The sequence below is a fragment of the Ruegeria sp. AD91A genome (genome assembly GCF_003443535.1).
In the GTDB taxonomy this organism is placed as follows: domain Bacteria; phylum Pseudomonadota; class Alphaproteobacteria; order Rhodobacterales; family Rhodobacteraceae; genus Ruegeria.
This window is the reverse complement of record NZ_CP031946.1, coordinates 3,336,908-3,349,012: the sequence shown is the minus strand read 5'-3', so window position 1 is coordinate 3,349,012 and position 12,105 is coordinate 3,336,908. Positions and strand designations below refer to the sequence as shown.

The 12,105-nt window shown below is 58.8% G+C and carries 12 protein-coding genes; 6 read left to right on the top strand and 6 right to left on the bottom strand.

Features of this window, described 5'->3' with window-relative positions:
- The first annotated feature begins 160 nt into the window (after positions 1 to 160).
- Genes D1823_RS16800 through lpxK form a run of 4 tightly spaced genes read left to right on the top strand, consistent with a single transcriptional unit; the run spans position 161 to position 4,517 of the window.
- Positions 161 to 1,507: a TldD/PmbA family protein gene (locus D1823_RS16800; RefSeq protein WP_117872015.1), complete on the top strand. Its 1,347-nt coding sequence runs from the start codon at positions 161 to 163 to the stop codon at positions 1,505 to 1,507.
- A complete protein-coding gene (locus D1823_RS16795; RefSeq protein ID WP_117872013.1) occupies positions 1,494 to 2,294 on the top strand; it encodes a 3'(2'),5'-bisphosphate nucleotidase CysQ in 801 nt (266 codons plus the stop codon). The genes D1823_RS16800 and D1823_RS16795 overlap by 14 nt, the downstream gene beginning before the upstream one ends.
- Complete coding sequence (locus tag D1823_RS16790; protein WP_117872011.1) at positions 2,291 to 3,529, top strand: 3-deoxy-D-manno-octulosonic acid transferase; 1,239 nt, start codon at positions 2,291 to 2,293, stop codon at positions 3,527 to 3,529. The genes D1823_RS16795 and D1823_RS16790 overlap by 4 nt, the downstream gene beginning before the upstream one ends.
- Entirely contained in the window at positions 3,516 to 4,517 is a 1,002-nt protein-coding gene (lpxK, locus tag D1823_RS16785; RefSeq protein WP_117872008.1) for a tetraacyldisaccharide 4'-kinase, read from the top strand. The genes D1823_RS16790 and lpxK overlap by 14 nt, the downstream gene beginning before the upstream one ends.
- A 39-nt stretch (positions 4,518 to 4,556) precedes the next feature.
- On the opposite strand, the gene D1823_RS16780 is transcribed toward lpxK, so the two are convergent.
- Together D1823_RS16780 and D1823_RS16775 are read right to left on the bottom strand one after the other, a co-directional pair.
- Entirely contained in the window at positions 4,557 to 5,219 is a 663-nt protein-coding gene (locus D1823_RS16780) for a DsbA family protein (protein WP_117872006.1), read from the bottom strand.
- A 13-nt stretch (positions 5,220 to 5,232) separates the two neighbouring features.
- Positions 5,233 to 5,739 (bottom strand): DUF721 domain-containing protein, encoded by a 507-nt coding sequence (locus D1823_RS16775; protein ID WP_117872004.1) that lies wholly within the window; start codon positions 5,737 to 5,739, stop codon positions 5,233 to 5,235.
- A gap of 81 nt (positions 5,740 to 5,820) precedes the next feature.
- Between D1823_RS16775 and mutY the strand changes: the two genes are divergently transcribed.
- Both mutY and D1823_RS16765 read left to right on the top strand, forming a co-directional pair.
- Complete coding sequence (mutY, locus tag D1823_RS16770) at positions 5,821 to 6,876, top strand: A/G-specific adenine glycosylase (protein ID WP_117872002.1); 1,056 nt, start codon at positions 5,821 to 5,823, stop codon at positions 6,874 to 6,876.
- Between the two features lie 61 nt (positions 6,877 to 6,937).
- Positions 6,938 to 8,074 (top strand): alkane 1-monooxygenase, encoded by a 1,137-nt coding sequence (locus D1823_RS16765; RefSeq protein WP_117872000.1) that lies wholly within the window; start codon positions 6,938 to 6,940, stop codon positions 8,072 to 8,074.
- Positions 8,075 to 8,153: 79 nt separating this feature from the next.
- On the opposite strand, the gene D1823_RS16760 is transcribed toward D1823_RS16765, so the two are convergent.
- From D1823_RS16760 to D1823_RS16745, 4 genes are all read right to left on the bottom strand, one after another.
- Entirely contained in the window at positions 8,154 to 9,536 is a 1,383-nt protein-coding gene (locus tag D1823_RS16760; RefSeq protein ID WP_117872952.1) for an adenylate/guanylate cyclase domain-containing protein, read from the bottom strand.
- 140 nt (positions 9,537 to 9,676) lie between these two features.
- On the bottom strand, positions 9,677 to 10,777 hold the full coding sequence (locus D1823_RS16755; protein ID WP_117871999.1) for a site-specific DNA-methyltransferase: 1,101 nt from the start codon (positions 10,775 to 10,777) through the stop codon (positions 9,677 to 9,679).
- Positions 10,778 to 10,884: 107 nt separating this feature from the next.
- Positions 10,885 to 11,502 carry a ribonuclease HII gene (locus tag D1823_RS16750; RefSeq protein WP_117872951.1) on the bottom strand — a complete coding sequence of 206 codons (618 nt, stop codon included), beginning with the start codon at positions 11,500 to 11,502 and terminating at the stop codon, positions 10,885 to 10,887.
- Between the two features lie 109 nt (positions 11,503 to 11,611).
- Complete coding sequence (locus D1823_RS16745; RefSeq protein ID WP_117871997.1) at positions 11,612 to 12,070, bottom strand: hypothetical protein; 459 nt, start codon at positions 12,068 to 12,070, stop codon at positions 11,612 to 11,614.
- Positions 12,071 to 12,105: the final 35 nt, after the last annotated feature.

Below are 12,105 nucleotides of genomic sequence, written 5' to 3'. Positions count from 1 at the left end.
AGGGCCGCGCGACATGCGGCCCTTTCTCCGTCCTGCCGACCCTTGCACAAACCTCTGAAACGGCACGGGTTCACCGCGATCCTCAACATACAATCTGGTCACAGGTCTTGCGAGACGGGCAGTCCAAGGCTAGGTCCTTGGCAACCAACCCGGAGGCCTCATGACCCGCACACCAGAAGAAATCAGCCAGCACTTGCTTGACGCGGCCCGCAAGGCAGGCGCGGACGCGGCGGATGCCATCGTTCTCGACGGATCCTCTGTTTCGGTCGAAGTGCGGGGCGGGGCGCTGGAACATGCCGAACGCTCGGAAGGCACTGATTTGGGATTGCGGGTGTTTCTGGGCAAACGATCTGCCATTGTGTCCAGTTCCGACGGCCGGCCGGATACCTTGCGTGCAATGGCAGAACGAGCCGTTGCGATGGCCAAGGAAGCCCCCGAAGATCCGTTTTCCGGGCTGGCTGACAAGGACCAGCTGGTCACAGACTGGGACATAGAGTCACTGGAATTGACAGACCCTGCCCCGTCCCCGTCTGCCGAAGCCCTGATGCAGGATGCTCTGACGGCCGAGACCGCAGCGCTGGCCGTTACCGGCGTTACCCAAGTGTCAGATGCGGCTGCAAGCTATGGAACCCACCGTGTGCATCTGGCCGCCACAAACGGGTTTACCGGCGGATATGAACGCAGTAGCCGGTCGATATCCTGTGTTGCGATCTCGGGCGAAGGCACCGGGATGGAACGGGACTATGACGGCGACAGCCGGACGTTCCAATCCGACTTGCGCAGCGCGGATGAGATCGGTCGCACTGCAGGTGAACGCGCCGTGCAACAGGTTGGTGCGCGCAAACCTGAAACGGGTAATTTTCCCGTGCTCTTTGACGAACGAATCTCATCTTCGCTCATCGGCCACCTTTTGGCCGCCAGCAATGGTGCGGCAATCGCGCGGGGCGCATCCTGGCTCAAGGATTGTCTGGGGCAGGACGTTCTGCCCGTGCACCTGTCTCTGATCGAAGACCCGCATCGGCCACGCATCTCGGGCTCGCGCCCTTTTGATGCCGAGGGTTTGCCGACACAACGCCGGGCAATCGTGGAAAACGGCGTCCTGACCGGGTGGACGCTGGACCTGTCAAGCGGGCGAAAACTGGATATGGCATCCACGGGTAACGCTGCACGCGGGGTCTCGGGCCCGCCTTCTCCCAGCAACTGGAACCTGAGGCTGACACAAGGCGATCACAGCCGTGCCGATCTGCTGCGCGATATGGGAACCGGGTTGTTGGTCACATCCTTGATCGGATCGACGATCAACCCCAATACCGGTGACTATTCCCGAGGTGCATCGGGGTTCTGGGTCGAGAGTGGCGAGATCACGCATCCGGTCAATGAATGCACCATTGCGGGCAATCTACGGGACATGCTGCGCAGGATCATTCCGGCGAATGATGCCCGCCCGTATCTGTCGCGCGTGGTTCCGTCGCTTCTAATCGAAGGAATGACACTTGCCGGCAACTGACCTGCCCCTGCTGATCGAGGCGGCGCTGGAGGCCGGCAAGATCGCCACACGCTATTCCGGCACGCAAGCACAGCGCTGGGACAAGCCTGACGGCGCCGGGCCAGTGACCGAAGCGGATCTTGCTGTCAACGCGATGCTGGAGGAGCGGTTGTGTTCAGCGCGGCCGGGCTATGGCTGGCTCAGTGAGGAATCCGAAGACTCACCCGACCGGCTGAACCGCAGCAACACTTTCATCATCGATCCGATCGACGGCACCCGAAGCTTTGCAGAAGGCGCGCGCACCTGGGCACATTCCATAGCCGTCGCCGATGACGGCGTGGTGACGGCGGCGGTCATTTACCTGCCGATGCGGGATTTGCTGTACACGGCGGCACAGGGTCAGGGCGCGACTCTCAATGGTGAGACGATCACGACCTCCGTTACCGCAGAGCTTTTGCAATCAGAAATTCTGGCCGCCAAGCCCAACCTTGACGCACGGCATTGGCGCAACGCGCAGGCACCAGAGTTCGAACGCGCGTACCGCCCGTCGCTTGCCTATCGCATGGCTTTGGTTGCACAGGGACGGTTCGATGGCATGCTGACCCTTCGCCCCAGTTGGGAATGGGACATTGCCGCAGGCGACCTGATCATTCAAGAGGCAGGCGGAATCTGTTCGGACCGTACGGGTCAACAGCTGATCTTCAACAATGCGCACCCCAGGCTGAACGGCGTGATCGCAGCCAGCACCGCGATTCACCAGCAACTGTCCGCATTGCTGGACCCGGCCGGGCCGGGAATCGGAACATGAGCAAACCGCGCTCGCTCAGCCTGGCCGCCTACAGGGTGTTGTCATGGGGGATGCGCAACGGGGTTGCGCCGCAATCCAAAATGCCGCGCCCCGAAGGAGAGTTGGTATGGATACAGGTTGCCACTCCGGATCGACTTCGGGCAGTGACCGACTTCTGCCGTCGGTTGCTGCAGGTCAGGGCCAATCTGAATTTCCTGCTCACAGTCCCCCCGGATGAGGATTTGTCCAACTGGCCGGATTGCAAGTTCCCTTTGATCAACTTGCCGCAGGAACAGAGTGGAGCAGCCCGCGAGTTTGTCGAATACTGGCGTCCGAACATGGGGGTGTGGGTCGGTGGCGACCTGATGCCCAACATCATCACGCGCGCTGACGAACAGGCGATCCCGCTGGTCTTGTTCGACGCTCAGTTCAGCGTCACACTGTCCCGAAACGCCCGCTGGCTGCCGGACATCACACGGGTGACCTTTGACTGTTTCCGCAAGATTCTTACGCCATCCGCCCAGACGGCGCGACAGATCCGCCGTCTCGGCATTCAATCCGGAAAAGTTGCGGAATCACCGCCTTTGCGGATCAGCCCCGACCCCCGGCCCTGGCCGGAAGACGAGCTTATTGAAACCACTCACACGCTTGCGGGGCGCCCGGTTTGGTTGGCGGCATGGGTTCAGGACAAGGAATTTATCTCGGTCCTGACAGCCCACCGTCAGGCGCTGCGGATGCTGCATCGGCTGGTTCTGGTGCTGCACGTCGCAGATGAGCCGGAAGTGATGCCGTTAAGACGGCGATTGGAATCGATGGACCTGCGCTGCGTCAATTGGGATGAAGGGGATCTGATTGAAGATACCACTCAGGTGGTCCTGACATCGGACCCCGAAAATCTGGGCCTGTGGCATCGCATGGCAGCAGTGACCTTCATGGGCAGTTCGCTTGAACGCGGAGCGGGCGGTCAAGACCCGTCCGAAGCAATCGCGCTGGGGTCTGCGATCATGTTCGGACCGTATGTGCATCGACATCAGGAATTCTATTCCAGCCTGCAACAAGTGAACGCTGCCAAAGAGGTTAAAACGGCGACCGAACTGGGCGACGCCGTTGTGCAGCTTCTGGCCCCGGATCATGCGGCCGACATGGCGTTGGCGGGATGGAAATTGTTAACCGAAGGCGCACCACAGGCTGACGCCCTGATCGAATTGGTGCAGGATATTCTGGATCAGCGGAGTGCGGATCATGCGGGCACCTGATTTCTGGAACACGACCCCGGACCAACCGGATCTGAGGGCGCGTCTGCTGGCGCCTTTTGGACGCCTTTATGCAGCGGCAACCGCGCGAAGGATCGCCTCGGAGACCGGTGAAAAACCCGGTGTGCCAGTGATCTGTATCGGCAACCTCAATGCCGGTGGAACCGGGAAGACGCCCACGGTGATCTGGACTCTCGAACAACTTAGAAATGGCTGGCATGAACCACATGTCGTCACGCGGGGGCACGGAGGCTCTTTGGAGGGGCCGGTGCGGGTTGATCCGGCCAAGCACACTGCTGCCGAAGTTGGGGACGAGCCGCTGCTTCTGGCGATGTTCGCCGAAGTCTGGGTTGCCAAAGATCGGGCGGCAGGCGCCCGTGCAGCTGCCGGGGCCGGGGCCTCGGTAATTGTTCTGGATGACGGCTTTCAGAATCCCTCGGTTGCCAAGGATTTCTCGATCATTGTTGTGGATGCACAACGCGGGTTCGGAAACGGCTTGTGTCTGCCTGCCGGTCCGCTGCGGGAACCGGTCGACATCGGGTTGAAACGGGCCGACCTTGTGTTGTCTCTGGGCGATGAGGCTGCGCAACAGGCTTTCACCGATCAGTGGGGCGACAAGTTGTCCGTTCCCCATGTCACTGGTGCAATCGAACCCCTGAATACAGGCATGGACTGGACCGGAACACGCGGTCTGGCATTTGCTGGTATCGGCCATCCCGAGAAATTCTTCAAAACCCTGCGGCAGCTAGGCGTGGAGCTGGTCCGCGCCGAAGCTCTGGATGATCACCAGCCCTTGACTCAGGCCCTGATGACCCGACTGGAAAACGAGGCGCGCCAGCTAGGTGCTCAGATGATCACAACTGAGAAAGATGCCGTACGCCTGCCTCCGGCCTTTCGGAGCAAAGTTATCACTCTGCCCGTTCGATTGTATATTGGCCAAGCTGACGAGGTCAGGGAAATGCTGCTGAACGCAGCACTTTCACCAAAATAGGCCCGGTCGGCCCAGACAGGGCCAACCGGAAAAGGGTAGTTAGCCACCCAATTCGTCTTCGATCAGCTTTTTGAAGTCAGCGTAGGACTGGTTGTCGACTTTCTTGCCGTTCACAAGGAACGACGGAGTCGCCTGGATGCCATCACGTTCGGCGTTTTCCTGATACCACGCAGCCAATGTCCGCGCCTTGGTGCCATCTTGCAGGCAAGCCTCAAGCTGGTCGCCATCGATACCGGCCAGACGACCGATCTTGCGCAGCTCGTCCACGATCTCGGCCGGACCACCAGCACGTGACCATTCGGCTTGCCCTTCGTAGATCAGGTCTGTGATACCGAAGAACTTCTCGGGGCCGGCGCAGCGGGCCACCATCGATGCCCAAAGGCCGTAGCGGTCAAAATAGACTTCACGGTAGGTAAATTTGACCTTGCCGGTGTCGATGAAGTCTTTCTTGAGTTGCTTATAGGCGCCTGCGTGGAAATTTGCGCAATGCGGGCAGGTATAGGATGCATATTCGATGATTTCGACAGGCGCATCCTCAGCGCCCTGGACCATATCGACGATCGTCGAAGTATCCAGGTCTGCCTCCTGCGCTTCGGCAGCACTGACCAGCGGAAGGGAGACGTTGGTGTTCGACTGTGTCAGCCAATAGCCGCCAGCGGCTACGGCGACAGCCGCACAGATTACGGTTGCAATACGGCTCATTCTCAGCCCTTTCTTAGCGTTTCTGTTTGGATAAAACGTTGCGCCCGAGACGTTCAAGGGCCGCGCGCAAATCTTCATCATTTACATTGCGTGACACTTTGTCAGCCTCGGCGGCAATGTCAGGCGCAATCTTGGGTTTAGCCTGCTTCGGCTTGTGGTCGAAACTGGCCTGCCCCTCGGCAAATCCGGTCGGAGCGGTCTGGGTAATGCGGACGCGGCTGATGGCGTTATAGCCATAGACCGCATTCACCTTGCCGCGAAGCTGTTCCTTCTGCATTTCCAGCATCGGAGCCTGTGGTCCGGTCGTCAGAACGGTCAGGGTCGCACCAAAACCGCCCTTGCCATAACCCACTTTGACCGGGCGTGCGATGGCGGCGATTTCCTGGCCGACGATCTCGGCCCAATGGGTCAAAAGCCGAGAGACGGCAAAACCCCGGCTTTCCCCGGCGCGCCTGATCTGATCGTTAAGCAAGGACGCGGTGCGTTTGAACCCACGGGTCGAAGAACGTCTGCGTTGCATCTGGTTTCCAGCTCCTACACCTCTATTGTACTGAGCAGGGCACCGGGTGCCAGAGAAACCCGACAGGGAGATGGATAAAACTTGCGTGACTCTGCTGAATTGACCGTCAGTGATGCGTTGCTGGAGTGGTACGACCGCCACGCCCGCGAAATGCCATGGCGCACGGGTCCGGCGGATCGCGCCGCCGGCATACGTCCGGACCCGTATCGGGTCTGGTTGTCCGAAGTGATGCTACAGCAAACAACAGTTGCGGCGGTGCGTGACTATTTCCTGCGTTTCACCACCCGTTGGCCCACGGTTCAGGCCCTGGCCGCCGCACCGGACGAACAGATCATGGGAGAATGGGCCGGGCTTGGCTACTACGCTCGCGCCCGCAATCTGTTGAAATGCGCGCGTGCTGTCACGCAGGATCACGATGGCCGGTTTCCCGACAACTTTGAAGCCCTGCTGGAACTACCCGGCATTGGCCCCTATACAGCGGCTGCGATCTCGGCCATTGCATTCGATCAGCCCGAAACCGTGCTGGACGGAAATGTCGAACGGGTCATGGCCCGGTTCTATGACATTCACGACCCGTTGCCCGGCTCCAAACCCGTGCTGAAAGAAAAAGCGTCGGCTCTGACTCCGACCTCACGCCCTGGCGATTACGCGCAGGCGGTCATGGACTTGGGGGCCACCATCTGCACGCCGAAGTCACCGGCTTGCGGCATCTGCCCCCTGCGTGAACCCTGCCAGAGTCGCGTCGCAGGAACCCAAGCCGACCTGCCAAGAAAAGCACCCAAAAAACCCAAGCCAACCCGCTATGGGCACGTGTATGTCGCGCGTATGGCAGACGGTGCCATGGTGCTGGAACGCCGGCCTGACAAAGGTCTGCTGGGCGGAATGCTGGGTTGGCCCGGATCAGAATGGAACGATGACCCCACCGAACGTGCCCCGTTCCCTGCGACATGGAAAATCTTGCCGGGCGAAGTGCGCCACACGTTTACACATTTCCACCTGATTCTGCGGATCTGGAGCACGGATGCCGTCCCTAAGGACGTACCCAAACATCTGACCGTGGTAGACAAGCACAGCTTCAGACCCAGCGACCTGCCAACAGTGATGCGAAAGATCTTTGATCTGTGGAGAGGACAATAAGTCCGCTGTGCAAGTCTTCGGGTCATGGCTAGGGTATGCCCATAAAGTCGGAGCAGAAAAGATGATCGCAACAGGCACATTGTCCCGCTGGCAATCTGCATCTCCTTTCTGGGTGTCGCTGCTGTTGGTTCCGCTGGTCTGGTTTTCAGCTGCTACCGGTGGATGGTCACTGCTGCTGGTTCCTGCCGCAACCTGGTGGGTCTTTGCAGTGATGGACCGGATCACCGGGCTCAACACTCAAAACGCCGACCCCGAGGCACCTGACACGGCGCTGCAATGGTACATTTTGCTGACAAAACTCTGGGTCCCGATCCAGTTCATCACCCTTTTTGGTCTGATCTGGTACGCAACCCACAACACCCATCTGTCAACGCTTGAGAAAATCGGCCTCTTCTTTGGCATGGGCGTCATTTCGGGCACGATTGGGATTAATTACAGCCACGAGTTGATGCACCAGAAAAGCCGCTTGGAACGCTGGCTGGGTGACATCCTTCTTGCCATGGTGCTGTATTCTCATTTTCGGTCCGAGCACCTGTTGGTCCATCACCGCCATGTCGGCACCCCGCGCGATCCGGTAACGGCGCGCTACAACGAAGGGTTTCATCGCTTCTATCCCCGCGTTCTGTGGCAATGCTGGGTTTCGGCCTTCAGCGCCGAGCGCGACAAGCTAGCCCGCATCGACAGACCGTGGACAGATCGATCAAACCCGTTCTGGCGGTACTGGGCGCTGCAGGGTGGGATGCTGGTACTGGCCGGCCTGATCGGAGGATGGTCCGGCGTGGCGCTGTTTCTGCTACAGGCTGGTGTCGCGATCTGGCAGCTCGAGCTGGTCAACTACGTGGAACATTACGGCCTGACCCGAAAACACCTGGGCGACGGACGGTACGAGCATGTCCTGCCACGCCATTCGTGGAATGCCTCGCAGAAAGCGTCGAACTGGTTGCTGATCAACCTTCAGCGCCATTCGGACCACCATTACAAACCCAACCGCCGGTTTCCGCTGCTGCAACATCACGCGTCAGACACAGCCCCGCAATTACCTTATGGCTATCCCGTCATGACCGTGGCCGCGATGATCCCTCCGCTGTGGCGGCGGGTCATGAACCCGCGCGTTCGCGCGTGGCAACGCCACTATTATCCCGAGATCACCGACTGGCACCCCTACAACAAATCTCTGAACCCGATGCCCAAAGCGTGACCGCAGCGCGCACAGGCGCGCTGCTTGGCCCAACTGTCTGCACCGCATCCTCGATGCGGTTCTGAAGGGCGGGAGGACCTCAGCTTTTCATCACCCAGACATCCATAGGTGCCTCGACCCCTCGAACGGATTGGTCGCGATAGGCGACAAAACCGGCCATGGCCTCCGACATCGACGGATTTTCTTCCGCAACTCGCAGGCGCACGGCATCACTGACAATGACACGTGCCTTGAAATCTCGCGTCAGCGCTTCAAGCTTGGCAGCCACATTGACCGCATCGCCAATCACCGCGAATTCCAACCGGTTGGCACCGATGTCCCCAAGTACGACCGAGCCGTAATGCACCCCAACGCCGACATGGATTTCGGGCTCTCCGGCCCTGCGGCGTTCCAGATTCCAACGGTCGATTCCACCCACCATCGCACGGGCGCATTCCAGGGCATTGCTCGCGTCCAGCGGCGTTGGCACCGGCGTGCCAAAGGTCGCCATCAAACCGTCGCCCAGATATTTGTCCAATGTCCCATGGTGCCGGAATACCTCGGTTTCCATACGGGCATGAAACCCGCGCAGCACCTCGATCACCTCATAGGGATCCCGTCCGGCGGCGTATTTGGTGAACCCGACAATATCGATGAACAGAACGGCCACATCCGCTTTACGGACTTGTTTCAGCGGTTCATCATTCTGACTGAGCTCATCTACCACATTGGGCGAGAAATACCGTGACAGATTGGCCCGTTCCCTTTCCAGCCCCGCGTTGTTCATCAACAATTGATTGAGTCGCCGCATCGAGATGCCCAGCGTTACTGCAACCATCATGAACACGATAACCTGCTGAATACGTTGAGGGATCATGAAACTGTTGGGATCCAACAGCTCGGCGACATCCGGGTAGCCCTGCAAGGCCTCTGCAACCTTTTCGCTGATCTCCGGAATAGGCGTGGCCACCCACCAGGCGACGATCCAACCGATCGTCCACATCATTGCCGTCCACGAACCGATGGCAATCACCGTACGCCAGGAATAAGCCAAGGTTCCAGCCGCCAGAATGACGAAAAAATACTGAAAGTTGTCAAACCGATATTGCATGGCCAGCGGCCGGACATCATCGCTGAACGGGTTGGGTACGATCATCCCAAGGGTCATGATCAACAGATCAACAAAGATCAAAAGAAGCTCGACCCGGGATTGCCCCACCCGGCCCGCGCTACGGATCAGCCATCCATTGGCACAGATCAGCAGCAGGATGAAATGATACCACAGCACATCCCATTGCGGGTTCAGAAAAATAAGCAGAGCCCCGGTCAGGGCCATTGCCACCCAGCGCGCGCGTACAGCCAGTTCAAGCCCTTCGCGCTTGTGCCGCTCTAACGCGGCCTCCGTGTACTTGTTGTCCAGATCGAACGTGTCAGGTTCCGTGAAAAACAGACTGCGGCGGGGCTGCGCGGTTGTCTCGGTCATGGCCGTGATCTTTCTTGCAGTGTCAGGGTTGTCTTCATGCAATCACTGTTGATCCAAAAACAAAAGACCCCGCCGTAGGATCGGCGGGGCAAGGCGTAGTGCCTTGTGTCAGGCCACAGGCACCGGCGGTGTTCTTGAAATCAGTTCATCTCGGCCCGGATCTGCTGACGCAGGACATCGATCGGAACCGTTTTGCCGTCGCGCTTGAAGCACCAATAGGTCCAGCCATTGCAGGACGGCGCATTTTCCAGATGAGCGCCTACCTGATGAATCGAGCCTTTGACGTTGTCGCCGACCAGCGTGCCATCGGCGCGAACCTTGGCCTTGTGGCGCTGGTTCATGGAATACAGCTCTTCGCCAGGGCGCAGCATGCCGCGCTCGACCAGCTGCCCGAACGGAACACGCGGCTCGGCACGTTTGCTCGCACTTACTTCCAGAGCCTCACGGTCGAACTTGCGCACCTTGGCGATACGTTTCTCGGCCACCTTGCGATAGCTTTCCTCGCGCTCGATGCCAATGAATTCACGGCCCAGCATCTTGGCAACCGCACCAGTGGTGCCGGTGCCGAAGAACGGGTCCAGCACCACGTCGCCGGGATTGGTCGACCCGATCAGTACGCGATGAAGCAAAGATTCCGGCTTTTGCGTCGGATGCGCCTTGTCGCCATTTTCATCCTTCAGACGTTCATGCCCGGTGCAGATCGGCAGCACCCAGTCGCTGCGCATCTGAACGCCTTCGTTCAGGGCCTTCAGCGCCTCATAGTTGAAGGTGTATTTGGCCCCTTCACGTTTGGACGCCCAGATCATCGTCTCATGCGCGTTGGTGAAACGCTTACCGCGGAAGTTGGGCATCGGATTTGATTTGCGCCAGACAACGTCATTCAGAATCCAGTACCCTGCGTCTTGCAACGCCGAGCCTACACGGAAAATGTTGTGGTAAGAGCCAATCACCCAGATCGCGCCGTTTGGTTTGAGCAGACGGTGCGCCGCCTTCAACCACGCGCGGGTGAATTCGTCATACGCGCCGAAGCTGGAAAACTGATCCCAGTGATCGTCGACCGCATCCACCTGGCTGTTATCCGGGCGATGCAGTTGGCCTTTCAACTGCAAATTATAGGGCGGATCCGCAAAGATCAGGTCAACGGACGCCTCGGGAAGACTGTTCATCACGTCGATGCAGTCCCCAGATAGAATCGTGTTTAAAGGGGGCGCTTTCGCGCCCTTTTTGGTGGTTGTCGTCATATCACTGCCTCAAGTGTCCACGGCGCTTTTGCGCTCATTTGGTTGAGACTAGGATGAGTCAAAGACGATTCGCCGTCAATTTCTTTTTTGAATCAGCGACTTACGATTTACTCTTGATACAAGATGTTGTGCACCGGCTTGAACGAACGTCTATGGTGTGGGGTCACGCCAAGATTTTGCAACGCTTCCTTGTGTTGTTTTGACGGATAACCGGCATTGGTTTCCCATCCATATCCCGGGTGCTGTTGCGCCAAATCCACCATCACCTGATCGCGCCAGTTTTTCGCAAGGATCGAGGCGGCTGCAATCGACACCGACCGTGCATCCCCCTTCACGACTGCCTGCGACGAAATCTTCAGGCCGCACGGAATCATGTTTCCGTCAATCAGCAGGAAATCAGGTGCCGGCGACAGCGTCTCAACCGCACGTACCATCGCCAGATGCGATGCCCTCAGGATGTTGATCTCGTCAATCTCGGCGACCGAGGCTTCGGCCACCGCGAACTCAGCGCTGTGTCGAATTTCTGCATCCAGCGCGGCCCGACGTCTGGCCGTCAGCTTTTTGGAATCATTCAACCCTTCGGGGATGGCCTGTGGGTTCAGGATCACGGCCGCGGCGACAACTGGTCCCGCCAAAGGGCCGCGCCCGACCTCATCCACACCCGCGATGCGAAAATGGCCCCGGTCCAGCAGCGCCTGCTCAAGTTCGAAATCTGGTTTTGTCATACCCTTGGAAAACCGCGTTTCGCACAGCGCCGCAAGAAAAAAGAGAGGGCAGCCCACACCGCCCTCTCTCACACGGCGCTTCTTTGGCACCGCTCCTGCTCAACCGATGTTACTGATAAACGACACGGTATCCTTTCTGGCGCAGGCACGCGGGTTCATACGCCCGCTTGACCTTTTGGCCGTTCCAGAAACCGACCTTGCACTCTTGCGGCAGGCTATTGGCATGTTTGTAGTGCTTCTTGAGACATTTCGGCCCAAGTAACGGATGATCCTGTGAGTACCCGTTGAATGTACGAAGGCAACGCTGGGGCAGATCGTATCGCGCCACGCGCGGCGGCAGCGGGCGCACGGGCTGCGGCGTGTACGGTGCAGGGGTATAGGTCTGGTGGCGAGCCGCCCGATCCTTTTTCTTTTCCTTGTTATAGTAGTGAACCCCGGCACCGATAATCGCGATGGCAGCCAGCCCGCCAAGAATGTCCTTTGCATCAGCAGCCCGTGCCTGAGAAGCAGAAACCCCGGTTATTGCAACGGCGGTCACAACGATGAAAGTGATGAATTTCTTGTGCATGATGCGTGTCCTTCATAGTGTTTGGGCGACCGTGT

Coding starts and splice junctions, on each gene's coding strand:
- D1823_RS16800 (WP_117872015.1), top strand. CDS start 161: ATGACCCGCACACCAGAAGAAATCAGCCAGCACTTGCTTGACGCGGCC.
- D1823_RS16790 (WP_117872011.1), top strand. CDS start 2,291: ATGAGCAAACCGCGCTCGCTCAGCCTGGCCGCCTACAGGGTGTTGTCA.
- lpxK (WP_117872008.1), top strand. CDS start 3,516: ATGCGGGCACCTGATTTCTGGAACACGACCCCGGACCAACCGGATCTG.
- D1823_RS16780 (WP_117872006.1), bottom strand. CDS start 5,219: ATGAGCCGTATTGCAACCGTAATCTGTGCGGCTGTCGCCGTAGCCGCT.
- D1823_RS16775 (WP_117872004.1), bottom strand. CDS start 5,739: ATGCAACGCAGACGTTCTTCGACCCGTGGGTTCAAACGCACCGCGTCC.
- D1823_RS16765 (WP_117872000.1), top strand. CDS start 6,938: ATGATCGCAACAGGCACATTGTCCCGCTGGCAATCTGCATCTCCTTTC.
- D1823_RS16760 (WP_117872952.1), bottom strand. CDS start 9,536: ATGACCGAGACAACCGCGCAGCCCCGCCGCAGTCTGTTTTTCACGGAA.
- D1823_RS16755 (WP_117871999.1), bottom strand. CDS start 10,777: ATGACGACAACCACCAAAAAGGGCGCGAAAGCGCCCCCTTTAAACACG.
- D1823_RS16750 (WP_117872951.1), bottom strand. CDS start 11,502: ATGACAAAACCAGATTTCGAACTTGAGCAGGCGCTGCTGGACCGGGGC.
- D1823_RS16745 (WP_117871997.1), bottom strand. CDS start 12,070: ATGCACAAGAAATTCATCACTTTCATCGTTGTGACCGCCGTTGCAATA.